The organism is Pseudonocardia ammonioxydans, assembly GCF_900115005.1.
GTDB classification, from domain to species: domain Bacteria; phylum Actinomycetota; class Actinomycetes; order Mycobacteriales; family Pseudonocardiaceae; genus Pseudonocardia; species Pseudonocardia ammonioxydans.
This window is the reverse complement of sequence record NZ_FOUY01000001.1, coordinates 296,054-318,595: the sequence shown is the minus strand read 5'-3', so window position 1 is coordinate 318,595 and position 22,542 is coordinate 296,054. Positions and strand designations below refer to the sequence as shown.

The window sequence follows — 22,542 nt, the reverse complement described above, 5'->3', positions numbered from 1 at the left end:
CTCCACCGATCCGTCGACGCCGGACCTCGGATGCTCACCTGCATCGCGACCGACGACATCACCGGCTGCCCGGGTCATCGGCGGATCGCTACCAGCATCCGCCGGTCGAAGGTCTGGGTGAGCGTCCCGACCTCGGCGAACCCGGCGTCGCGCAGCGCCCGCTCCCAGGCCGGAAGGGTCGAGCCTCCGCCGGCCCGACCGGCGAAACGCCGCTCCCGCTCGGCGAATCCGTCGGCGAGCGCCGGTTCGGCGGCGAGCGCGTCCCACCAGGCGCGGAAGTCCTCCCCCGTGGCGAGGCGCCGCTCGGTGTGCTCCTCGCGCAACCTGCGGGTCAGCTCCGCCAGCCGCGGGGCCGCCGGGTCGGCGAGCAGGGTGTCGACGTCGACGAAGACCCCGCCCGGGCGCAGCACCCCGGCGATCCGCCCGGCCAGCGCGGGCAGCGCATCCTCGGTCAGCCAGTGCAGTCCGGTCGCGGACACCGCGGCGTCGAACGGACCGCCGACCCGGTCCACCCACCCCGGCCCCGACAGGTCGGCGTCCACCCACCGGGCGCGGTCACCGCAGGTGCGGCGGGCGAGGTCGAGCATCACCGGGTCGACGTCGACGCCGACGATCTCCGCCCCGGGGAACCGCTGCGCGGCCCTGGCTGCGAGCGAGCCCGGCCCGCAGGCGAGGTCGAGCAGCCGCCCCGGGGCCGCGTCGAGCCCGGTCAGGACGTCGAGCACGAGCCCGAACAGCTTCTCGCGGTCGGGGATGTAGCGCTCCTGCTGGGCGTCCCACCGGCGCAGCCAGTGCTCGGCGTCGAGATCGGGGATGACGGACACCGGCTCCTCCTGCATTCAGGTTGCATCTGCCACCCCGACGCTAATCCGTTCGCGGGCCGCCGGGAACCAGGGGGCGGCCGGGGAGGGTGATGTTCCGGACATCCGGCACGGGTGGCGCCGCCACCGTCCGATGACATATGAACACCTCGTCAATTTTCGGTGTGTTGCCGAACGACGAGGAGCTGCGATGTCCGTCCGGTCCGTCATCCGCCGGTCGTTGCCCGTTGCCGTGCTGTCCGCCGCGGCGGTGGCCCTCTCCGCCTGCGGCGGCCCGCCCGCCCCGGAGGTCGCGGCGGACACCGAGGGCGCGGTCACCGAGGTGAACTGCGGGATCGAGGTCACGGTCCCGGCGCCCCGGAACGGATCTATGCCCTCTACCAGCCGGCGATCGAGATGGTCCACGCGCTGGGACTGTCCGACCGGCTCGTGGGCACCGCGTTCCTCGACGCGCAGGTGGTCGAGCCGTATGCGGCCGCCCAGCAGGGCAAGCCCTACACCGCGGACCTCCCGCAGCGCGAGGCACTGCTGGCGGCGAACCCGGACTTCGTGCTGGCCGGGTACAACAACGTCTTCACCACCACCGGGGACGAGTCGATCAGTACCCGGGCCGACCTGGCCGCCCTCGGTGTGCAGAGCTGGATCAACGCTCCGCTGTGCCCGTCGGCGGACGGGCTGTCCGACGAGGCGATCGACCCGGCCCAGGTGTCCATGGAGACGGTCTACGCCGACCTGCGCTCGCTCGGCCGGGTGCTGGGTGCGCAGCAGCGCTCCGAGGAGCTGGTCGCCGAGCTGCAGGCAAAGGTGGCAACCGTGCAGGAGCGGGTGGCAGGCAAGGAGAGGCCGCAGGTGGCGATCCTGCTCAACGACGACGACGGCAGCTACCGCGTCGCGTCCGGCATCGACTTCGGGACGCGCGTCCTGGAGATGGCCGGTGCCGAGAACGCGTTCGGAGACCTGACCGAACGGCGGCACGTCGCCGTGTCCAAGGAGGAGCTGATCGCGCGGGACCCGGACGTCATCCTCACCTCGACCTGTTGTGACGCCTCCTACACCGTCGCCGACGGCGAGCCGGACGTGCAGCAGATCCGGGCCGATCCCGCGCTGGCCGGCAGCACGGCCGTCCGGGAGGGCCGGGTGTACCCGTTCCTGTTCGCCGACCGGGCGGCAGGGATCCGCGCCCCCTACGCCGCGGAGCGGGTCGCCGATCTCGTCCATCCGGAGTGACCGTCGCTCTGCGGCCGCGTGCCGCCGCGCCCTGGGCGCTGCCCGGCGCCGTCGTCCTGGTCGTCGCGGGGACGGTGCTGTCGATGAAGGTCGGGGCCCGCCCGCTGTCCTGGGCCGAGCTGTCCGACGGGCTGCTGCACTTCTCCGGGGCTCCGTCGGACTTCGTGGTCCGTCACGTCCGGCTGCCGCGCACACTGTGCGGCCTGCTGGCCGGGGCCTGCCTGGGGTTGGCCGGGACGGTCGCCCAGGGCATCACCCGCAACCCCCTGGCGGGTCCGGACACGCTCGGCGTGAACGCCGGTGCCGCCGCGGCGATGATCGCGGTGATGACCGCCGGGATCGGCTCGCTGGCCGGCCACGTCTGGTTCGGTTTCCTCGGCGGCGCCGTCGCGGCACTGACCGTGTACGCCATCGGCGGATCCGGCCGCGACGGGGCGACACCGGTCAAGCTGGCGCTCGCCGGCGCCGCGGTGTCGGCGTTGCTCACCGCCGTCACCTCGGCGTTCGTGCTGCTGGACCGGGACCTGTTCGCCCGCTACCGCTACTGGATCATCGGCTCGCTCGCGCGGGCCGAGCTGCCCACGGTCGGGCAGGCGCTCCCGTTCGCCGTCGCCGGGATCGTTCTCGCGGTCCTGCTCGTCCGGCGGCTCGACGCGGTCGCGCTCGGTGAGGACGCTTCCCGCAGCCTCGGCGCCCGCCCTGGCCCCACCCGCGCGGCCGGGCTCGTCGCCGTCGTGGTCCTGGCCGGTACGGCGACCGCGCTGGCGGGCCCGGTCGTGTTCGTCGGGCTGGTCGCGCCGCACGCCGCACGGGCGCTGGTCGGTACCGCACACCGGTGGGTGCTGCCGCTGTCGGCGCTGCTCGCGGCGGGACTGGTCCTGATCGCGGACGTGGCGGGCCGTGTGGTGATCGCCCCGGAAGAGATCCACATCGGTGTGACCGCGGCGCTGCTCGGCGGGCCGGTGTTCCTGCACCTGGTCCGGACCCGGAAGGTGGCCGCGCTGTGACCGCGACCCTGGTCGTGCGACGCGGACCGGTGTCGGCCCGGATCGGTGTCCGGGGGCTGGTCCTGGCGACGGCGACGTGGACGGCCGCGGTCGCCGTGGGCATGGCGGCGATCACGATCGGCGAGTACCCGCTGCCCCTCGCGACCGTGCTCGACACCCTCGCCGGGAACGGCAGCCTGATCACCTACGACATCGTCGTCACCCACCGGCTGCCGCGGTCGCTGACCGGTCTCCTGGTGGGAGCCGCGTTCGGCGTCGCCGGGTGCGTGCTGCAGCGTCTCGCGCGCAACCCGCTGGTCAGCCCGGACGTGATCGGCATCAACGCGGGAGCCTCGGCGGGCGCCGTCGTGATGATCATCGGGTTCGGCGCCTCGGCGGCCTGGGTGACCGGGGGTGCGCTCGCCGGGGCCGTGATCGCCGCGCTGACGGTGTACGCCGTCGCGTGGCGGGGCGGCTTCTCCGGCTACCGGCTCGTGCTGGTCGGGATCGGCGTGGCCGCGATGCTGGGTTCGGCGGCGACGTTCCTGCTCAGCCGTGCGGAGATCAACGCGGCGTACGCGGCGGCGGTGTGGCTGGTCGGTAGCCTGTCCGGCCGGACCTGGCCGGACGTCGTGCCGGTCGCGGTGGGGCTGGGCCTGCTGCTCCCCGTCGTGCTCGCGCTGGTGCGACGGCTGCAGGTCCTCGAGCTCGGTGACGATCTCGCCCGGTCGCTGTCGCCGCGCGTCGGACGAGCCCGGGCCGTGCTGCTGGCCTGTGCGGTCGGCCTGTCCGCCCTGGCCACGGCCTCGGCGGGGCCGGTCGGCTTCGTCGCTCTCGTCGCCCCGCAGATCGTGCGCCGGGTGCTCGCCGAGCGCAGCCCCGGTCTGGTGGCCTCGGCCGGGACCGGGGCACTCGTGGTCGTCGCGGCCGACCTCCTCGCACGCACCGCGTTCGCGCCGCGCGAGCTGCCGGTCGGGGTCGTCACCGCCGTGGTCGGCGCCCCCGTACTCATCGCGCTACTGGTGCGCGGCAACCGGATCGGAGCGAGCGGATGACGCTGTCCGGCGAGAACCTCGCCCTCGGCTACACCCCGGGGACGCTGGTGGTCGACGACCAGTCGGTCACGATCCCGGCGGCCCGGGTCACCGTGATCGTCGGCCCGAACGCCTGCGGGAAGTCGACCCTGCTGCGGGGGCTCGCCGGGCTGATGCGCCCGTCCTCGGGGCGCGTCCTGCTCGACGGCTCCGAGATCGCGCGACTGCCCGCGACCGAGCTGGCGCGCCGGCTCGGGATGCTCCCGCAGCAGCCGAGCACCCCGGACGGCATCACCGTCGCCGACCTCGTCGGACGCGGGCGGCATCCGCACCAGCGCTGGTTCCGGCAGTGGTCGGCCGACGACGAGGCCGCGGTGTCCGCGGCGCTGCACGCCACGGGAACGGCCGAGCTGGCCGACCGGCCGGTCGCGGAGCTGTCCGGAGGGCAGCGGCAGCGGGCCTGGATCGCGCTCGTACTCGCGCAGGGCCCGGGGACGATGCTGCTCGACGAGCCCACCACGTTCCTCGACCTCGCCCACCAGCTCGACGTGCTCGACCTGCTGCGCGCCGTCAACGCCGAGCAGCGCCGCACGATCGTGATGGTCCTGCACGACCTGGAGCTCGCCGCCCGCTACGCCGACCACCTGATCGCGATGCGCGACGGGCGGATCGTCGCCGAGGGGGCACCGTCCGCCGTCGTCACCGAGGAGCTGGTGGCGTCGGTGTTCGGCGTTGACGCGCTCGTGACACCGGACCCGCTCACCGGGACACCGCTGGTGCTGCCGCGCCCGGGTGCGCGCCGCCACGCGGACGCCGCTGGACTCCGCGATCAAGAAATATGACGATATGTTCAGACAAACTGGAATTATTGCGTCGCGGATCGGTGTCCGGCACTCGCCGGACGTGATCGGGCGACCTGGACTGGAGGGTTCGTGATCCCCTGTCGTACCGCGGCACGGCTGCTCGCGGCCGTGATCGCCGTCCTGCTGACCGCCGGATGTGTGCAGACGACCGGCGGCGGCGACGCCGCGGGTGCGGGGCCGCTGTCGCTGACGGTCGCGACCGGGTTCTCGATCGATGACCTCGATCCCCTGGAGAACGGCTTCTGGGGCGTCGAGTTCGGTTACGTCGAGCTCCTCATGCGCCCCGAGCGGGGTGGCGAGCCGACGCCGTGGGTACTGGAGGACCTCACCTCCACCGGCCCGACGACCTGGCGATTGACGCTTCCCGAGGACGTGTCGTTCGTCAACGGCCGGGCCCTCGACGGGGCCGCACTGGCCGAGCTGATCACGTTCCAGCTCGCCGAGAACGCCTCGCTCGGCGCGGCGTTGCCCGGTGCGACCGCGGCGGCGAGCGGCCCGCTCGAGGTCACGCTGACGACCTCGCGGCCCACGCCGAGTGTCCCGGCGATTCTCGCGGACGAGGCGATGGTCCCGATGTACGACGTCGCCGCCTACCGTGCCCACCGCGAGTCCGGAGCCCCGGCGTCGGAGTTGATCGGTGCCGGCATCTACACGGGTCCGTTCGTGGTCGACTCGCTCGACGGAGCGTCCGCCGAGCTGTCACCGCGCGGCGACCACCGCGACGGGCCGCCCGCGCTGGCGGACCTGAGCATCAAGTTCGTCCCCGAGGCATCGGCCCGGATCCAGGCGGTGCAGGCCGGTGAGGCCGACATCGCGCTGTATCCGCCGACCGCGACCGCGCCGACGCTGCAGGGGCGCGACGATGCCTTCTTCGTCACCGGCGAGCCGACCGGGCCGACGTTCCAGTTCGTGCTCAACCAGCACGAGGCGCCGTTCGACGACGAGCGGGTCCGGCGAGCCGTCTACGCCGCGGCGGACTACCGGGCGATCGCCGAGGACGTCATGAACGGGCTCTACCTCCCCGCCACCGGCCTCTACATCGAGTCCCAGCCGTGGGCGGAGAAGACCCAGGTCACGGATGTCGCGGCCGCCGGGCGGCTGCTCGACGAGGCCGGCTGGACCCGCGCCGGGGACGGGCCCCGCACCCGCGACGGTGCCCACCTGCGCTTCTCGGTGCTGACCTACCCTCAGCAGCCGGACTCCGACGTCATCGCCCTCGCGCTGCAGGCGCAGCTGGCCGAGCTGGGCGTCGGGGTCGACATCCGGCAGGTGCCCGACCTCGACGACGCCATGGAGCCGGACACCGGGTGGAACGCCGCGGTCGCCGGCAACGGGTTCCTCTCCTACGGAGGCGACTACGTGAGTCCGCTGAACCGCTACGTCCGCAGCGACGGCGAGCGCAACCACAGCGGTATCGCCGATCCGGAGCTCGACGCCCTGATCGACCAGGTCGCCGTCGAACTGGACACCACGGCCCGCGACGACCTGCTGCGCCGCATCCAGCACCGGATCGCCGACCGGGGCCACCTCGCCTACGTCGGGCTGCGCAAGCCCGGTGTCATCACCGCGCCGCCCTGGCGCGGCTACGAGATCGTGGGCTCGAACCTGTGGGTCGCGCACGACACGGCTCCGACCGGCTGAGCGGTGTCCGCCGTCGTCCGCCGCCTCGGCCAGGCGGTGATCACCCTTGCCGCGGCCGGTGCCCTGGTGTTCGGCATGCTCGCCGTGACCCCGGGCGACTCCGCCCAGCGGGTGCTCACCGCCCGCGGCGTGCAGGAACCGACGCCCGCCGCGGTCGCCGCGGTCCGCGCCGAGCTGCGGCTCGACGACCCCCTGCCGGTCCGGTTCGGGCGGTGGGCAGGCGACGCCGTACGGGGCGATCTCGGCGTGTCGTGGCTGACCGGGCGACCCGTCAGCGCCGAGTTCGCCGAACGGCTGCCCGCGACCCTGCGGCTCACCGCGGCCGCACTCGCGCTGGCGGTCGGGCTCGCGCTGGTGCTCGGCACCGCCGCCGCGCTCGGGGCGGGCCGGTGGCCCGACACACTGTCCCGGACGATCGCGCTCGTCTTCCTGGTCGTGCCGAGCTTCGTGCTGGGCGTGGTCCTGCTCGACGTCCTGGTGGTCCGGGCCGGTCTCGGTCGGGTGATCGCCGACGGCACCTGGGCGACCGTGTTCCTGCCGGCCCTGGTCCTCGCCCTCGGCTCGGTCGCCACCTGGTCGCGGGTGCTGCGTACCAGCCTGCTCGAGGCCGGATCCGCAGCGCACCTGCGGGTGGCCGCCGCGCGCGGCACGAGCCGGACCCGGCGGCTGCTGGTGCACCAGATGCCGAACGCGATCGCTCCGTTCCTGACCATGGTCGGGCTCGGTACCGCCTCGCTGATCGGTGGTGCCGCGATCGTGGAGAGCGTGTTCACCTGGCCGGGGGTCGGCCGGTTCACCGTGGAGGCGATCAACGCCCGGGACATGCCGGTGATCGTCGGGTTCACGATGGTCGCGGTCGTCGCGTACGTGGTGGCGAGCCTGGTGATCGACCTGGTGTGCGCGTGGATCGATCCCCGGCTGCGGGAGCCGCGATGACCGGGGCCGGCATCCTCACCCGCGCCGCCGACACGGCCGGGCACCGGCACGTCGACCGCGGGGTGCTGCGCGCGTTGCGCGCACGACCGGCCGCGCGGGTGGGGTTCGTGTTCGCCGCGGTGCTGCTGCTCGCCGCCGTCGCCGGGCCGTGGGTGCTGCCCGATCCCGATCTGCCCGACTACACCCGCCAGCTCGCACCGCCGTCCGCGCAGAACCTGCTCGGCACCGACCAGTCCGGTCGGGACCTGCTGGCCCGCAGCGTCGCCGGCGCGCGCAGCTCGCTCGGCGCGGCCGTGGTGGTGATGGCGCTCTCGGCACTGATCGGACTGGTGCTGGGCACGATCGCCGGTGCGGTCGGCGGGACGGCGGACGCGGTGCTGACCCGGATCACCGACGTGCTCCTCGGCCTGCCCACGCTGGTGCTCACCCTCGCCGTCGTCGGCGTGCTGGGCCCCGGATTCGCGAACCTGCTCCTCGCGATGGCGGTGACCAGCTGGGCAGGCCTGGCCCGGATCGCGCGCAGTGCCGCGCTGGGCGCCTGGCAGCGACCGGATGTCATCGCCGCCCGGATGGCCGGCATCGGACCGGCGCGGGCCGTTCTGGGACATGTCCTTCCCGGCGTCACGGCACACGTGTCGGTCGCCGCGACCCTGGGTCTGGGCGAGGCGGTGCTGGCGCTGGGCGGGCTGTCGTTCCTGGGGTTGGGTGCGCAGCCACCCACAGCGGAGTGGGGGACGATGCTCGCCGCCGGTCGCGAGACGTTCGCCCACGCCCCCTGGCAGCTGGTCGGACCCGGCGTCGGGCTGGTACTGGCCGTCGCCGCCGCGACGCTGATCGGCGATGCGTTGCGCGACGTCACGGACCCGGAGCGACGCCGGTGACCGCCCCTCGAGCCATGCCGGCACTGTCGGTGAAGGACCTCACGGTCACCTACGCCGACGGGTACACCGCCCTCCGCGACATCGACCTGGAGATCCCGGCCGGCGAGCGCTGGGCCGTCGTGGGTCGCTCCGGCAGCGGCAAGACCACGCTGGTCCGCGCGGTGCTCGGTGTGCTCCCGGCGGGTGCGACGGCGACCGGGAGCATCCGGGTCGACGGTCAGGAGATCCTCGGCCTGTCCGAGTCGCAGCTGAGTGCACTTCGCGGTCGTGCGGTCGGGTACGTACCCCAGGATCCGTACGCCGCCTGCGACCCACTGCGGACGGTCGAGCACCATGTCGCCCAGGCGTGGCGGGCGCACCGGCTCACCCCGCCGCCGGGCCGGATCGTCACCGACCTGGAGGGCGTCGGGATCGACGATGCCGCGCGCCGCGCCGGCCGCCACCCGCACACCTGGTCCGGTGGAATGCTGCAGCGCGCGACGATCGTCGCCGCGACCGCGCACGCTCCGCCGCTGACCCTGGCCGACGAACCCACCAGCGCACTCGACGCCGAGCTCGCCGACGACGTGCTGCGCCTCGTCCGCGCGCGCAGCGGGGCCCTGCTGCTGGTCAGCCATGACCTGACGCTGGTGGCCCGGCACGCCGTCCAGGTCCTCGTGCTGGCCGACGGCCGGGTGACCGAGCGCGGACCGGCCGCCAGGCTGCTGGCCGCCCCCTCCGCACCGTCGACCATCGAGATGCTCGACGCCGGAGCCCCGACGCCACGGCGAGCGCCCACCGGCACGTCCGGCCCGGTGCTGCTCCGCGCCCGCGACCTGGTCCGCCGCTACGGCGCCACGACCGCCGTGGACCGCGTGTCGGTCACGCTGCGGGCCGGCGAGGTGCTCGGGATCGTGGGCCGGTCGGGGTCCGGGAAGTCCACGCTGGCCCGGCTGCTGGCCGGGATGGAGAGTCCGGACGCCGGTACCGTCGTCCTCGGTGATGGCGGTCGGCCTCGGCCGGGTTTCGTCATGCCGGTCTTCCAGGACCCGGTGGCCTCGCTGAACCGGCGGTGGCCGTTGTGGCGCACGCTGACCGAACCACTACGTGCCCGCGGGGAGCGGTTGCGCCGCGCCGCGGCGGAGCGGGCCGCGACGGACATGCTGCAGCGGGTCGGCCTGGACGGGGTCGACCCGGCCCGGCGGCCGGCGACCCTGTCGGTGGGGCAGGCACAGCGGGTGGCGATCGCTCGCGCGCTGGCCGCCCGGCCCGGCCTGCTCGTCGCCGACGAGCCCACCGCCGCACTCGACGTGGCCACCACCGCGGCGATCACCGGGCTCCTGCGTGAGCTCGCCGACGACGGCACCGCGGTGGTCGTCGTGACCCACGACCGGGAACGGATCACCGGCTACGCCGATCACGTACTCGCCCTGCGTGCAGGGCGCGCCGAGGAGTACCCACTCGTGGACAGGAGTACCGCAGTTGACTGAGTCGTCCCTCCGTGCCCTCGTGCTCGTCGCCCGGCCGACACCGTCCGGAGTGGACGAACGCTCGCTGGCCCGGCTGGCCGCCGACGTGGCGGGTCGGGTCGGCGCTACCGTGCGGATCGCCCACCTGGACCAGCTGGACCCCTCGATCCCCGCAGTACTCGACGAGCTGGTCGGCGCCGGCGTCGACGACGTGTTGTGCGTGCCGCTGGCCGTGCCCGCGGACCGCTACCTGCGGACGTGGATCGGCCGGGCGGTCGCGCACTGGCGCTCCGTCGCGGCCGAGCCGTGCGAGGTGCGGATCGCGCCCGGGCTGACCGACGTCGCTGTCGACGCCGTTGCCGGGCTGGCCACCGCCGAGGGAGAACCGATCACCGCGTCCCCGGCCGGGTTCACCAGCCCCGCCTGGTCGGTGCTCGACGTGCCGCAGCGGCACCTGTTCGTCTGCCGGGGGCCACGGTGCCTGGTGTACGGGGCCGGGGCCACCCACCGGGCCATGGCGGCGGCCGCACGCGGGACCGGCACGCAGGTGACCCCGTGCGGGTGCCTGGGTCCGTGCAACCTCGGCCCGCTGGTCGTCGACGGGGGCACCTGGCACACCCAGGTCGGGACCGCCGAGGCCGACAGGCTCGTCTCCGGGGAGGGGCTCGACACGGCATCGACCGGGCGGCACGGGCACCGGTAGTCGACAGTTCCGGGCTGCTTGTGACGAGATGTGCCGTGGAACTCAGCGAAACGCGCGCACGATGTCGTCGAACTCCAGCATGTGTTGGACCGGGTCCGACTCGTGTGCGGCCCGCCGGACCTCGCCGTAGAGAGCACCGATATGCCGGACCACGGCGTCGCGTGCACTGGCTGCGTCCCGGTTCCGCACAGCTCGAAGGATGTCCCGGTGTCCCGGGTCGAACCTTTCGTCGGCGCGTTCGAGCATCAGTGTCTCCCGTCGGAACTCGCGCAGTCCCGGCACGAGGCTTGCGTACATCGAGTTCAGGAGCTCGTTGTGCGCCGCATCAATCAGGGCTTGGTGAACCCGCTCGTCGGTACCGACCAGCTCGTCGGGATCGCCCCGCCGACGAGCTGCCTCGTGTTCCCGGCAGCGTGCAGCCATCGCATCCATGTCCGAGCCGGAGGCACGTAGACACGCCAGCGACGCAGCGGCCGTCTCGATACCGAGTCGGACCTCGAGCAGCTCCGCTGCGGCAGGGCCTGCCGTCGTGCTGAACTCGACGAAGCGGGGCGAGGGCGATGGCGCCGCCGCCGGGTCCCGTACGAAAGTGCCTCGTCCTCGGACGACCTCGAGGACGCCCAGGGTGCCGAGCGTGCGGATGGCTTCGCGCAGCGACGTGCGTCCGACTTCCAGTTGCCGAGCCAGCTCCGGTTCGGACGGAAGTTTGTCGCCGGGGCGGAGTGTCCCGGCGTTGATCTCTGCGGTGATCAACTCTGCGATCACCTCCGGCACCGGTCGGCGCCCCACCAACGGTGTGGCCTGGCCCTGACCGAGTCCCGCGCTGCTCCTCGTCACGCTCTCATTCTTGCATGCCTGTTGACTGATGTCAGACATCTGCTTAATGTCGACGCCACTCGAGTGAAGCGAATCGCGACCCGCGTTCGGCCGAGGTGGCAGAGCGCGGACGGCACAGCCCTTCCGGTCGGGCTTCGGCCCCCGACGCGCCCCGTGGAGGCGTCATGGTTGGCGAGACCACCCACCGCAAGACCACTGCTCGTAAGGTGACCGTCGCGAGCCTGGTCGGGACCACTATCGAGTGGTACGAGTTCTTCATCTACGGGACGGCGGCCGCACTGGTCTTTCCCGCGCTGTTCTTTCCATCGGAAGATCCACTCGTCGGGATTCTGGTCTCACTCTCGACGTTCGCCGTCGCGTTCCTGGCGCGTCCGATCGGCGGTGTCGTATTCGGGCATCTCGGTGACCGGGTCGGCCGAAAGGCGACACTGGTCCTGACGCTGATGCTGATGGGCGGCGCGACCTTCGCGATCGGTCTGCTGCCCACCTACCACAGCGTTGGTGTGGCGGCACCCGTCCTGCTCGTCGCGCTCCGAGTGATTCAGGGATTGTCGTTGGGTGGGGAGTACGGTGGGTCCGTCCTGATGGCGGTCGAGCATTCCCGCGGTAGGCGACGAGGATTCTTCGGGTCGGTCGTGAACATGGGGGCCCCGGCAGGGCTGCTCTTGGCCAATGGGGTCTACCTCGGCCTGTCCGTCCTGTCCGAGGACGCCTTCCTCTCCTGGGGATGGCGGGTTCCCTTCCTGCTGAGCGTCATACTCCTGGTGGTCGGTACCGTGATCAGGCTCCGGCTCAGCGAGAGCCCCGAATTCGCGGGCGCGGACTCCGCTTCTGCGCCGCGTACGCCGTTCATGACGGTGATAGCCAGTCACCTCGGCCCCGCTCTGCTGATGATGCTCGCCTACGCGTCCGCCGGTGTCACCTTCTACATCGGCACGGTCTTCTCGCTCAGTTTCGGCACTACGACGCTCGGGATCGAGCGCGATCTCCTGCTTCTCCTGGTCGTGGTGGGGAACCTCGTGGCGATCGTCGGACTGCCCTTCTTCGGTTGGCTCTCCGATCATACGAACCGACGCGCCATATTCATTGCAGGAATCCTCGGCATGGGGGTGCTGGCATGGCCGTGGTTCGGGGCGCTCGCCAGCGGGTCGATCGGCTGGATGGTGCTCGGATTTTCCGCCTTGTTCATCCCCTATGCGGCCACCTACGGAACGATGGCCGCGTTCTTCGCGCACGTGTTTCCGCCGGCGGTGCGCTTCACCGGGATGTCGCTGGGCTACACGCTCGGGACGGTCGTGAGCAGTGCCATCGCCCCGCTGGTCGCTACCGGACTGCTCGGGATGACCGGGTCCTGGACTGCAATCGCGATCTACATGAGTGCTACCGCCGCCATCTCCGCGGTCGCGGCGTTCTTCCTGTCGGAGCGATTCGCGCCTTCCGACATGCTGCGCAGCGGCAGCACCGGCCGGGCGGGCGCGCGCCAGGATGCCCACTGATCTCCGACGCACAGGGAGTGGAACCATGCCCACATCGCTGACCTTCGGCGCACCCATATCGGTCCATCCCGACGTCGACCCGCTCGACGACCTTCAGTGGGCCGATGCGCAGCCCGACATCGACGCCGCCTGGCTGATCGACCATCTCCAGGGCTGGTACCCGCGCGGAACGCGGAGAGGGGCTCTGGCCGATCCGCATCGCCTGCTCGAACCGTTCAGCGTTCTTGCAGCCGGAGCCGCACAGACTCGACGCGTCTCCCTCGGTGTGGCCGTGACGGACCCGCTCCGCCGCACGGCTGTGGCACTCGCACAGGCGGCCAGCAGCATCAGTTGGCTCGGCCGTCGTCCGATGAAGCTGGGAGTCGGCGTCGGGGACCCTGGGCAGCTCCGCCCCTTCGGCGTCCATCCCGGCGTGGAAAGGACGGGTCGGCTCGGCTACTTCCGACCGGCACTGCAGCAACTCGACGGTTTCCGGCGTCCGCCGGAGACGGGCCCTGACCTGGCATTGGCCATCGACGCTCCGTACGAGTTGCACGTTGCAGCGCACGGTCCGCGGATGCTCGAACTCACCGCAGCTCACGCAGACGGTTGGATACCGAGCAGTCTCAGCCCTGCCGACTACGCGGACCGGCTCACCACTCTTCGTCGTCATGCGGTTGATTCCGGACGCGATCCCGAGGAGATCACCCCCACCCTCTTTGTCTGGTCCGCTCTGGGGTCCACCCGCGAAGAGTCGGAACGCTTGCTTCGGCACCCATCGGTACGAGCCGTAGCGCTTTTCCGTGGACGTGCTGCGTTCGAGCGTCACGGGGCCACCTATCCGCTGCCCCATGGCTACATCCCCGACGAGATTCGACCGGAGCAGGCGGACTCTCTGCTCGAATCCATTCCGGACGCTGTCGTTGCGGACGCCGTTCTCCACGGTTCACCCGAGGACGTCCGCGAGACTCTCGAGAGATATCGCGAAGCGGGTTGTGAGCACGTCATCTGCCACGACATCGGCCGGTTCGTCGACCCGGACGGCACCGCCCGTTTCCGCGAAGGGCTTCTCGCCGTGACCAAGAGTTGATCAAGAACGGGGTCCTCGTCACACCGCTCGAGCCTCCGGGACCAGCGCACGGCACGGGCAACCCGGCCGGCGGGTCACCCGGCCGCGGCCGCGGCGGCGGCCAGCGCCGCGACCCGGGCGGTCGACCTGCCGCGTCGGCGGCACAGCACCCAGCGGACCGGGGGTGCGCCGGCCGTGAACGGCACCATCGCCAGCGTGGGGCGGGCGAAGTAGTCGGCGGCGTGGGCGGCCAGCGGGCACACGCCCTCGCCGGCGGCGACCCTGGCCAGCAGGTCCAGCAGGGTCGCCGCGACCGGCTCGGGCTCCCGCCGGTACGGCGCCGCCCGCCGCCCGGCGCGGAACACGGTCTCGTGGTCCAGGTCGTCGAGCGTGATCTCGGCCCGCCCGGCCAGCCGGTGCTCCCTCGACACCGCGAGCACCACCGGCTCGGTGTACACGGCGGGCCCCTGGTGGAGGTCGTGCTCCTCGACGGGCGCGTTCGTGACGGCGACGTCCACCTCCCCGCTGCGCAGCAGGTCGAGCGGGTCGGTGAACCCGGTCTCCCGGAAGACCAGCTCGATGCCCGGGTTCTGCGCGCGGAAGCGACCGAACACCGGGGCCGCCAGCTCCGCGACGGCGGGCGCTTCCAGTCCGACGGAGAGGGTGCCCGCGATCCCGCGCCCGGCCGCGACCGCGGCGGCGATCCCGCGCTCGATGCGGTCGTGCCCGGCCCGGACGTCGGCGTAGAGCGCGGCTCCGACCGCGGTCAGGGCGACCCGGCGGCTGGTCCGGTCGAACAGGGTCACGCCGAACCGGCGCTCGAGTGCCTTGACGGCGTGGCTGACCCGGGCCTGGGAGATGAGCAGCCGCTCGGCCGTCCGTCCGAAGTGGAGTTCCTCGGCGAGCGTCAGGAAGATCTCGATCTCGCGGCGCTCCATGACACCCAGGTTATCGGCCGGTGCGGGATCCGTCGTTGTTCGGCCTGGTCGATCGGCCGATGCTCGGTACATGACCGATTACCTCGTTCCCGGCGACTCCGGATACGACGCCGAGCGCACCGGCTACAACCTCGCGGTCGAGCACAAGCCGGCCGTGATCGTCTCGGCGACCGGTGTCGCCGACGTCGTCGCGGCCGTCCGCCACGCCACCGCGCACGGGCTCGGGGTGGCCGTGCAGGCCACCGGGCACGGCCCGTCCCGGCCCGCCGACGGGCAGCTCCTGATCACCACCGCGCGGATGGACGGCATCACCGTGGACCCCGTCGCCCGCACGGCGCGGCTCGAGGCGGGCGTCCGCGGTGGCGCGCTGGTGGCGGCGGCCGCCGAGCACGGCCTGGCGCCGGTGAACGGCTCGGCGCCGGACGTCGGCGCCGTGTCCTACCACCTGGGCGGCGGGCTCGGGATCCTCGGCCGCAGCCTCGGGTGGGCCGTGGACCACGTGCGGGCGATCGAGGTCGTCACGGCGGACGGCACGCTGCGCCGGGCCACCGCCACCGAGCACCCGGAGCTGTTCTGGGCCCTGCGCGGCGGCGGCAAGGGCACGCTCGGCGTGGTCGTCGCGCTCGAGATCGCGCTGCACGAGCAGCCCCGGCTCTACGGCGGCGGCATGCACGTCGCCGCGGACACCGCGGAACGGGCGGTGGCGACCTGGGCCCGCTGGACCCGCGCGGTGCCCGAGACGATGAACTCCTCGGTGCTGCTGATCCGGATTCCGGACCTGCCCGCGCTGCCGGAGGTCCTGCGCGGCCGCTACGTCGCGCACCTGCGGTTCGCCTTCACCGGCAGCGCCGCCGAGGGGGAGCAGTGGGTCCGTCCGTTCCGGGAGCTCGGGCCGCTGACCGACACGGTCGCGGAGATGCCCTACGCCGCGGTCGGGTCGATCCACGCCGAACCCACTACGCCGGTGCCGTTCCACGCGCGCAACCTCGTGCTGCGCTCGCTGGACCCCGGCGCCGTCGCGGCGCTGCTGCGGCACGCCGGTCCGGGCGCGGACGCGCCGTACCTGGTGGAGCTGCGCCATGTCGGCGGCGCGCTGGCCCGCCCCGGTGCGGTGTCGAGCGCGCTCGCCCGGCGCGACGGCGAGTTCGTGCTCTACGCCGGGGGCGTGGCCGAGGGCGCCCGGGTCCCCCGGCTGCGGACCGCACTCGACCGGCTCGGTTCCGCGATGGCGCCCTGGTCCACCGGCGGGGTCTGCGTGAACTTCCTGTCCGGCCCGGACGTGACCGCCGGCGAGCTGGCGTCCGGCTACCTCCCCGGCGACGTCGAGCGGCTGGCGGCCCTCAAGCGTGCCGTCGACCCGGACGACGTGTTCCGGACCCACCACGGCCGGGCCTGACGGCAGCACCGAACCGGCGGGCGGCGCGGGGCAGGCCGACAGGACCACGAGCGGGCAGTCCGCCGTGGGGTGGTCCAGCACGGTCGCGGTGACACCGTAGACCTCGCCGATGCGTTCCGGGGTGAGCACCTCGGCAGGGCTCCCGGTCGCCACGGCGCGGCCGCCGTCGAGCAGGCACAGGCGGTCGCAGTACCGCGCGGCCAGGTTCAGGTCGTGCAACGCGACGAGCGCGGGCAGGCCCAGCTCGCGGACCAGGCCCAGCAGCTCGAGCTGGTGGCGGACGTCGAGGTGGTTGGTCGGCTCGTCCATCACCAGCAGGGACGGCCGCCCGACCAGGGCCCGGGCCACCAGCGCGCGTTGCCGTTCACCGCCGGACAGGGTGCCGAAGCGGCGCCCGGCCAGTCCGGTCAGGTCGAGCAGTTCCAGGCCGGCGTCGACCAGGGCGTGGTCGACCGGCTCGTCCGCGGCCAGCGGGCGCTTGTGCGGGGAGCGCCCCATCGCCACCACCTCACGCACGGTCAGCGGGAAGTCGGTGGGCATGTCCTGCACGACCACCCCGACCCGCTGCGCGACCCACCGGACCGGGCGGTCGCGGATCTCGGTGCCGTCGACCAGCACCGTCCCGGAGGCCGGCGTGTTGACCCGGTACACGGTGCGCAGCAGCGAGGACTTGCCACTGCCGTTGGGGCCGAGCAGGCCGACGACCTCGCCGGGCCCCACGGTCAGCGACACCCCGCCGACCAGCGTCGCCCGCCCGGCGGTGACGTGGACGTCGCGGATCTCGAGCGGGGTCACCGGGGGTCCTCCCGGCGTCCGTCGCGGCGCAGCAGCCACACGAAGAACGGCCCGCCGACCAGCGCGGTGACGATCCCGACCGGCAGCTCCTCGGGGATCATCACGGTCCGCGCGACCAGGTCGGCCAGCACGGTGAACACCGCGCCGACCAGGACCGCGACCGGGAGCCCGCGCCGGTGCCCGGAGCCGACCATGAACCGCACCACGTGCGGGAGCATCAGCCCGACGAAGCCGATCACCCCGCTGACCGCGACCGTCACGCCGACCAGCACCGCGACGACCACGAACATCACCTGCCGGAACCGGTGGACGTCCAGCCCCAGCGCGCCGGCGCTCTCGTCACCGGCGAGCAGCAGGTCCAGGTCCCGGGAGCGGCTCAGCAACAGGCCCAGCCCCGCCACCAGCACCACGGCGGGCACCACCAGCAGGCTCCAGCGTGCGCCACCGAACCCGCCGAGGGTCCAGAACAGCACCTGCGAGGCCAGCGTCGGGCTCGGCGCGGTCAGCACCAGCAGGCTGGTCAGCGCGGACAGCACCGATCCGACCGCGACACCGCCGAGGATCAGCCGCAGCACGGTGATCCGCCCACCGGAACGGGCGATGGCCAGGACGACGGCGAGGGTGGCGAGTGCCCCGGCGAACGCGGCCACGTTGAGCGTCAGCGCGCCCGCGCCGAGCAGCCCGAACCGCATGACGACGACCGCGCCGGTCGCCGCCCCGGACGACACCCCGATCACGCCGGGCCCGGCCAGCGGGTTGCGGACCACGGCCTGCAGCACCATCCCGGCCACGGTCAGCGCGGCGCCGACCAGCGCCGCGAGCAGCACCCGGGGCAGCCGGGTGTCGGCGACGATGAGGTCCTGCGCGCGGGTCCAGTCCGGGGCGGGGACCAGGGCGGTGCCGCCGAGCCGGTGGGCGAGGATCCGCCAGGTCTGCGACCAGGGCACCGACACCGACCCGACCATCAGCGCCAGGCCCGCGGCGACGACCAGCAGCCCGACCAGCCCGGACACGACCAGCGGCATCGGCAGCCGGCCGCCGTCCTGCGGGGGCCGCCGCCCGGCCGGGAGGTCGGGGACGACGCCGTCCGGCCGCAGGGCCGCGACGAGCTCGGCGCGCCGGCTCACCGGAACCGGTCGGGATGCAGGTCGCGGGCGAGCTGCTCGACGGCGTCGACCGACCGCGGGCCCGGCTGGGCCTCCGACAGCGCCACCGTCGGGAAGGCGTTCGCGGCCAGCGCGGGGACGTCGGCGATGGCCGGGGTGGCCCGCAGCGTCGCGATCTTCGACTCGACGCTGGGCTCCAGGTAGTCGTAGATCAGCACGACGGCGGGGGCGCGCTGGGCGACCTGCTCCCAGGAGACCTGCGGCCAGCGCTCGTCGACGTCGGCGAACACGTTGCGCCCGCCGGCCCGCTCGATCATCTCGGTGAGGATCGCCGCGCCGCCGGCGGTCCGCGGGGAGTCCGCCCCGCTGTTGTAGACGAATACCGGGACCGGTTCGACCGTGCCGAGCCGCTCGGCGACCGCGTCGAGCCGCCCGCGCATGTCCGCGACGCTCGCCCCGGCCCGCTCCGGCACGCCGAAGATCTCACCGATCCGCAGCGTCTCGCCGAACAGGTCCTCGAAGCCGGAGCGGCCCCCGCTGCACGACTCGGGGTTCAGGTGGGTGTCGATGCCGAGCTCGGCGAGCCGGGGCCGGGTGTGCCCGTTCGACTCGGAGAAGCCGTCCGGATAGCCGGAGTAGACGAAGTCCGGCTCGGCCGCGACCAGCTGTTCCAGCGACGGCTGGCCCGGTGCGAGCACCGGCACCGAGGCGTAGGCCTCGGCGTAGCGCTCGCCGATCGGCCGGTTCTTCAGGTACGACGTGCCGACCATCGAGTCCGCGAGGCCGAGCTCGAGCATCAGCTCGGTGGCGTTGGAGGTCAGGGTCACGGCGCGCGCGGGCGGGGCCTCGTAGGTCGTCGTGACCCCGCAGTTGTCGTCGACGACGGGGAAGCCCTCGGCCGTGCCACCGGCTTCCGGGGCGTCCTGGACGGCGGCACCGCAGCCGGTGAGCAGGAACGTCGCGGCGACGACGGCGGCGACGAGACGTGGTCGGATCACCCGATCAATCTATGAAAGTCTGCTCAGGTGTCCAGTATGTCCTGGGGTGTCCTCTCCCACGCGGCCGGCCCGCGGGACCCGGCGTCGGAACTGGACGACACCGTCCGGCTGGCCGTGCTCGCCGAGGAGCTGGGGTTCTCCTCGTTCTGGATCGCCCAGCACCATGTCGGCGCGCAGCAGGGGCACGCGTCCTCGCCGCTGGTCGTGCTGGCCGCGGTCGCCGCCCGGACCGCGCGGATCCGGCTGGGCACCGCCGTCGTCGTCGGGGCGGTGGAGCACCCGGTGCGCCTCGCGGAGGACGCGGCCACCCTCGACCTGCTCAGCGGCGGCCGGCTGGAGCTGGGGCTGGGAGCCGGCTCCGACCCGGGCGTGCTCGAGGCGTTCGGGGTGGACCCGGCGCGCCGGCACGTGCGGCTGGCCGAGGTGCTCGACGTGCTGACCGGGGACGCCGGCATCCTTCGGGCCGCGCCCGGCCTGCGCGACCGGATGTGGCTGGCGACCTCGTCGCCGCAGGGTGCCGCGACGGCCGCGCGGCGCGGTCTGGGGCTGCTCTCCGGGCGCCGTTCCGGGCCCGCCGGGCCGGACGACCACCGCGCCGCCGGGGTGATCGCGCGGTTCCGCGCGGCGGGCGGTGGGCGGGTCGGGCTGTCCCGCCCGGTCGTCCCGGCGGAGTCGCGGACGGCCGCACACGCGCTGCTCGCCCCGCACGTCGCCCGCGGTGGCCGCGACCCGCAGGTCTGGCTCGGCGCCGGCAACGTCTACGCGGGGGCCGACGACGAGGTGCTCGGCGGACTCGCCGCTGATCCCTGTCTCGGCCACGCGAGCGAGCTGCTCTGCCACGTGCAGCCGGCTCGGCTCACCCTCGCCGAGTGGGCGCCGCTGCTGCGCCGGCTGGCGGGCCTGTCCCGCGCACCGACCTTCCGCGATGGCGCACCCCTGACGAAGTCAGCGGGCTAACCACGTTTCGGTCGGGTGCGACTACGGACCTGGTGATAACGGCGTTAGGCGTATTGCTACGTCCTCGGTTCCTGGTTAGCGTCGCGGGCGTCATCCGATCCGGTGCCGCGGTGCCGTGGGGCGGGTGGCGGCGGACGAGGAGGTCCGGTCGGCCGGGCGCATACCGGTCCGGGTGCCGACCGGCGACGTGCGACGACGCTGTGGTCGTCGCGAACCGGAAGGGGCTGACCGTGTCGGCTGCACTGCGTGGACTCGAGGGCAAGAACGTCCTGATCACCGGAGCGGCGAAGGGGCAGGGGCTGAGCCACGCCCTCGCCTTCGCCGAGGCCGGTGCGGACGTCGCCGCCCTCGACATCACCGATCCGATCCCCGACATCTACCCGCTGGCGACCGCGCAGATGCTCGAGGACACCGTGCGCGAGATCGAGGGCCGGGGCCGCCGGGCGATCCCGCTGCCGTGCGACATCCGCGACGAGTCGCAGGTCGAGGCGAACGTGGCCAAGGCGCTGGACTTCTTCGACGGCCGCATCGACGTGCTCGTGTGCAACGCCGGTGTCGCCGCGCTCGACACGATCCAGGGCATGCGCTCCCACGTGCTGGACGCGGTGGTCGACACGATCGTCAAGGGCCACGCGTACGTGGCCAAGTACGTGGTGCCGAACATGATCGGCCGCCGCGCCGGAAAGATCATCAACATCTCCTCGGGGGTGACCGGAGCCGGGCACGCCCAGCTGTCGCACTACGTCGCCGCGAAGCACGCCCTCCAGGGCCTGACCTCGGCCTGGGCCTTCGAGCTCGCGGAGTTCGACATCAACGTCAACTGCATCGCCCCGGCCACGATCAGGCCCGGTGACGGGCAGGGTTCCGGGATGGTGTGGGGTCTCGCCGGCGAGGCCGGCATGGCGCCCGACGAGGCCTACGAGATGTTCTCCGCGGCGGGCAACATGCCGGGCCCGAAGTGGCGGACGGAGGTGGCGCACATCACCGACGCGGTGCTGTTCCTGGCGTCGGACAACGCCGACCAGATCACCGGGCACGTGCTGCGCGTCGACGCGGGCATGGGCGCCAAGTAGCCGCCCCGGCCCGGTCGCGCTCGACCGCACGGCTGCACCTCGTGCTGTCCGTGCTCGTGCCGTCCGGGCCGGGCAGCACCGCCGGGCGGTGTGGTTCGCCTTCGCCGCCCAGGCCGTCGTCGACACGGCGCTCGCGGCCCGCTACCAGGAGCTGTGGGGCCGCACCCGGGCCGGCCTGGCGGACCGGATCGCCCGGCGCCGGGTGGACGAGCTCCTCACCACGCTGCGCGGCTGACGCGCGGGCGCCCGGCCGTCAGTCCCACTCCAGCGAGCCGCCGCTGCGGTACTCGGTCACCCGCGTCTCGAAGAAGTTCTTCTCCTTGCGCAGGTCCATCGCCTCGCTCATCCACGGGAACGGGTTCTCGGCCTGCCCGAACAGCGGCGCCAGCCCGATCTGCTCGGCCCGGCGGTCGGTGATGAACCGCAGGTACTGCTCGCAGGTCTGCGCGGTCAGGCCGAGCATCCCGCGGGGCATGGTGTCGTGGGCGTAGGCGACCTCCAGCTCGCACGCCTCGTGCAGCATCGCGCGGATCTCGAGGATGAACCCGTCGGTCCACAGGTGCGGATTCTCGATCTTGATCTGGTTGATGCAGTCGATGCCGAAGTTCAGGTGGATGGACTCGTCGCGCAGGATGTACTGGTACTGCTCGGCGACGCCGACCATCTTGTTCCGCCGGCCCAGCGCCAGGATCTGCGCGAACCCGGTGTAGAACCACATGCCCTCGAAGACCACGTAGAACGCGATCAGGTCGCGCAGGAACGCCCGGTCGTTCTCCGGGGTTCCGGTGTGGAAGTCCGGATCGGACAGTGCCTGGGTCCAGCGCAGCGCCCAGGAGTCCTTCTCGGTGATCGACGGGATCGTCCGGTAGGCGTTGAACAGCTCACCCTCGTCGAGCCCGAGCGACTCGCAGACGTACTGGAAGGTGTGCGTGTGCACGGCCTCCTCGAACGACTGGCGCAGCAGGTACTGCCGGCACTCGGGGTTGGTGAGGTGCCGGTAGACCGCGAGCACGATGTTGTTGGCGACCAGCGACTCCGCGGTGGCGAAGAAGCCCAGGTTGCGGGTGAGCATCAGCCGCTCGTCGTCGGTGAGCCCGTCCGGGGAGCGCCACAGCGCGATGTCGGCCTGCATGGCGACCTCGGTCGGCATCCAGTGGTTGGCGCAGCCGGCCAGGTACTTCTCCCACGCCCAGTGGTACTTGAGCGGCAGGAGCTGGTTGACGTCGGACCGGGCGTTGATCATGCGCTTGTCGTCGGCGTCGATCGGGGCGGCGCCGCGCTCGATCTCGCCGAGCCCGGTCGTGTCGGTGTCGTTCCCCGCCGGGTGGTTCCCCGCCCGAGCGTTGTCCACCGGATTG

Annotated in this window: 21 protein-coding genes and 1 pseudogene; 15 read left to right on the top strand and 7 right to left on the bottom strand. The window is 73.0% G+C overall.

The features are described 5' to 3' along the window. Positions 1-74: 74 nt before the first annotated feature. Positions 75-824 carry a class I SAM-dependent methyltransferase gene (locus BM093_RS01490; protein WP_218162616.1) on the bottom strand — a complete coding sequence of 250 codons (750 nt, stop codon included), beginning with the start codon at positions 822-824 and terminating at the stop codon, positions 75-77. A 393-nt stretch (positions 825-1,217) separates the two neighbouring features. Between BM093_RS01490 and BM093_RS01485 the strand changes: the two genes are divergently transcribed. The 9 genes from BM093_RS01485 to BM093_RS01445 all read left to right on the top strand — a co-directional run bounded on the left by BM093_RS01485 (position 1,218) and on the right by BM093_RS01445 (position 10,540). Further along, positions 1,218-2,048, top strand: coding sequence for an ABC transporter substrate-binding protein (locus tag BM093_RS01485; RefSeq protein ID WP_245773226.1), 831 nt, complete (start codon positions 1,218-1,220; stop codon positions 2,046-2,048). Beyond that, positions 2,045-3,055 (top strand): FecCD family ABC transporter permease, encoded by a 1,011-nt coding sequence (locus BM093_RS01480; RefSeq protein WP_093335955.1) that lies wholly within the window; start codon positions 2,045-2,047, stop codon positions 3,053-3,055. Before BM093_RS01485 ends, BM093_RS01480 begins: the two co-directional genes overlap by 4 nt. Beyond that, positions 3,052-4,089 (top strand): FecCD family ABC transporter permease, encoded by a 1,038-nt coding sequence (locus BM093_RS01475; protein WP_093335952.1) that lies wholly within the window; start codon positions 3,052-3,054, stop codon positions 4,087-4,089. Before BM093_RS01480 ends, BM093_RS01475 begins: the two co-directional genes overlap by 4 nt. After that, complete coding sequence (locus BM093_RS01470) at positions 4,086-4,910, top strand: ABC transporter ATP-binding protein (protein WP_093335950.1); 825 nt, start codon at positions 4,086-4,088, stop codon at positions 4,908-4,910. Before BM093_RS01475 ends, BM093_RS01470 begins: the two co-directional genes overlap by 4 nt. Before the next feature lie 90 nt (positions 4,911-5,000). Next, positions 5,001-6,572 carry an ABC transporter substrate-binding protein gene (locus BM093_RS01465; protein WP_093335948.1) on the top strand — a complete coding sequence of 524 codons (1,572 nt, stop codon included), beginning with the start codon at positions 5,001-5,003 and terminating at the stop codon, positions 6,570-6,572. 3 nt (positions 6,573-6,575) lie between these two features. After that, on the top strand, positions 6,576-7,508 hold the full coding sequence (locus BM093_RS01460) for an ABC transporter permease (RefSeq protein ID WP_218162615.1): 933 nt from the start codon (positions 6,576-6,578) through the stop codon (positions 7,506-7,508). Further along, positions 7,505-8,389 carry an ABC transporter permease gene (locus BM093_RS01455; RefSeq protein ID WP_093335945.1) on the top strand — a complete coding sequence of 295 codons (885 nt, stop codon included), beginning with the start codon at positions 7,505-7,507 and terminating at the stop codon, positions 8,387-8,389. The genes BM093_RS01460 and BM093_RS01455 overlap by 4 nt, the downstream gene beginning before the upstream one ends. Further along, the gene (locus BM093_RS01450; protein WP_245773225.1) at positions 8,386-9,858 is read left to right on the top strand and encodes an ABC transporter ATP-binding protein; all 1,473 of its coding nucleotides are present in this window, start codon (positions 8,386-8,388) and stop codon (positions 9,856-9,858) included. The genes BM093_RS01455 and BM093_RS01450 overlap by 4 nt, the downstream gene beginning before the upstream one ends. Further along, positions 9,851-10,540, top strand: a complete 690-nt coding sequence (locus tag BM093_RS01445; protein WP_093335939.1) for a (2Fe-2S) ferredoxin domain-containing protein — start codon at positions 9,851-9,853, stop codon at positions 10,538-10,540. Before BM093_RS01450 ends, BM093_RS01445 begins: the two co-directional genes overlap by 8 nt. A gap of 42 nt (positions 10,541-10,582) precedes the next feature. Here the strand turns inward: BM093_RS01445 and BM093_RS01440 are convergent, their stop codons facing one another. Then, positions 10,583-11,305 carry a FadR/GntR family transcriptional regulator gene (locus BM093_RS01440; RefSeq protein ID WP_177238210.1) on the bottom strand — a complete coding sequence of 241 codons (723 nt, stop codon included), beginning with the start codon at positions 11,303-11,305 and terminating at the stop codon, positions 10,583-10,585. A gap of 236 nt (positions 11,306-11,541) precedes the next feature. Between BM093_RS01440 and BM093_RS01435 the strand changes: the two genes are divergently transcribed. Together BM093_RS01435 and BM093_RS01430 are read left to right on the top strand one after the other, a co-directional pair. Further along, positions 11,542-12,873 (top strand): MFS transporter, encoded by a 1,332-nt coding sequence (locus BM093_RS01435; RefSeq protein ID WP_093335933.1) that lies wholly within the window; start codon positions 11,542-11,544, stop codon positions 12,871-12,873. 25 nt (positions 12,874-12,898) lie between these two features. Beyond that, positions 12,899-13,942: an LLM class flavin-dependent oxidoreductase gene (locus tag BM093_RS01430; protein ID WP_177238209.1), complete on the top strand. Its 1,044-nt coding sequence runs from the start codon at positions 12,899-12,901 to the stop codon at positions 13,940-13,942. A 74-nt stretch (positions 13,943-14,016) separates the two neighbouring features. Here the strand turns inward: BM093_RS01430 and BM093_RS01425 are convergent, their stop codons facing one another. Further along, complete coding sequence (locus BM093_RS01425) at positions 14,017-14,859, bottom strand: LysR family transcriptional regulator (RefSeq protein ID WP_093335927.1); 843 nt, start codon at positions 14,857-14,859, stop codon at positions 14,017-14,019. A gap of 70 nt (positions 14,860-14,929) precedes the next feature. Here BM093_RS01425 and BM093_RS01420 point away from each other — a divergent pair, with 70 nt between their 5' ends. Next, a complete protein-coding gene (locus tag BM093_RS01420; protein WP_093335925.1) occupies positions 14,930-16,255 on the top strand; it encodes an FAD-binding oxidoreductase in 1,326 nt (441 codons plus the stop codon). A gap of 303 nt (positions 16,256-16,558) precedes the next feature. On the opposite strand, the pseudogene BM093_RS36920 reads toward BM093_RS01420, so the two are convergent. The 3 genes and pseudogenes from BM093_RS36920 to BM093_RS01405 form a co-directional block, all read right to left on the bottom strand. Further along, positions 16,559-16,987, bottom strand: a pseudogene (locus tag BM093_RS36920) (ABC transporter ATP-binding protein); the annotation flags it as partial. Positions 16,988-17,046: 59 nt separating this feature from the next. Then, positions 17,047-18,177, bottom strand: a complete 1,131-nt coding sequence (locus BM093_RS01410; RefSeq protein ID WP_093335923.1) for a FecCD family ABC transporter permease — start codon at positions 18,175-18,177, stop codon at positions 17,047-17,049. After that, positions 18,174-19,154 (bottom strand): ABC transporter substrate-binding protein, encoded by a 981-nt coding sequence (locus BM093_RS01405; RefSeq protein ID WP_245773224.1) that lies wholly within the window; start codon positions 19,152-19,154, stop codon positions 18,174-18,176. The genes BM093_RS01410 and BM093_RS01405 overlap by 4 nt, the downstream gene beginning before the upstream one ends. Positions 19,155-19,190: 36 nt before the next feature. Between BM093_RS01405 and BM093_RS01400 the strand changes: the two genes are divergently transcribed. The 3 genes from BM093_RS01400 to BM093_RS35705 all read left to right on the top strand — a co-directional run bounded on the left by BM093_RS01400 (position 19,191) and on the right by BM093_RS35705 (position 21,419). Further along, a complete protein-coding gene (locus tag BM093_RS01400) occupies positions 19,191-20,111 on the top strand; it encodes an LLM class flavin-dependent oxidoreductase (RefSeq protein WP_093335920.1) in 921 nt (306 codons plus the stop codon). A gap of 230 nt (positions 20,112-20,341) precedes the next feature. Further along, positions 20,342-21,184 carry an SDR family NAD(P)-dependent oxidoreductase gene (locus tag BM093_RS01395; protein ID WP_093336556.1) on the top strand — a complete coding sequence of 281 codons (843 nt, stop codon included), beginning with the start codon at positions 20,342-20,344 and terminating at the stop codon, positions 21,182-21,184. An 88-nt stretch (positions 21,185-21,272) separates the two neighbouring features. Then, positions 21,273-21,419, top strand: coding sequence for a hypothetical protein (locus BM093_RS35705; RefSeq protein WP_177238208.1), 147 nt, complete (start codon positions 21,273-21,275; stop codon positions 21,417-21,419). A gap of 18 nt (positions 21,420-21,437) precedes the next feature. Here BM093_RS35705 and BM093_RS01390 read toward each other — a convergent pair whose 3' ends face one another. Then, positions 21,438-22,535 carry a ribonucleotide-diphosphate reductase subunit beta gene (locus BM093_RS01390; protein WP_093336553.1) on the bottom strand — a complete coding sequence of 366 codons (1,098 nt, stop codon included), beginning with the start codon at positions 22,533-22,535 and terminating at the stop codon, positions 21,438-21,440. Positions 22,536-22,542 lie beyond the last annotated feature (7 nt).

What these genes read in the sequence shown, in the direction of transcription:
- BM093_RS01485 (WP_245773226.1), top strand. Translation starts at nt 1,218, where the DNA reads ATGGTCCACGCGCTGGGACTGTCCGACCGGCTCGTGGGCACCGCGTTC.
- BM093_RS01470 (WP_093335950.1), top strand. Translation starts at nt 4,086, where the DNA reads ATGACGCTGTCCGGCGAGAACCTCGCCCTCGGCTACACCCCGGGGACG.
- BM093_RS01455 (WP_093335945.1), top strand. Translation starts at nt 7,505, where the DNA reads ATGACCGGGGCCGGCATCCTCACCCGCGCCGCCGACACGGCCGGGCAC.
- BM093_RS01435 (WP_093335933.1), top strand. Translation starts at nt 11,542, where the DNA reads ATGGTTGGCGAGACCACCCACCGCAAGACCACTGCTCGTAAGGTGACC.
- BM093_RS01430 (WP_177238209.1), top strand. Translation starts at nt 12,899, where the DNA reads ATGCCCACATCGCTGACCTTCGGCGCACCCATATCGGTCCATCCCGAC.
- BM093_RS01425 (WP_093335927.1), bottom strand. Translation starts at nt 14,859, where the DNA reads ATGGAGCGCCGCGAGATCGAGATCTTCCTGACGCTCGCCGAGGAACTC.
- BM093_RS01420 (WP_093335925.1), top strand. Translation starts at nt 14,930, where the DNA reads ATGACCGATTACCTCGTTCCCGGCGACTCCGGATACGACGCCGAGCGC.
- BM093_RS01400 (WP_093335920.1), top strand. Translation starts at nt 19,191, where the DNA reads ATGTCCTGGGGTGTCCTCTCCCACGCGGCCGGCCCGCGGGACCCGGCG.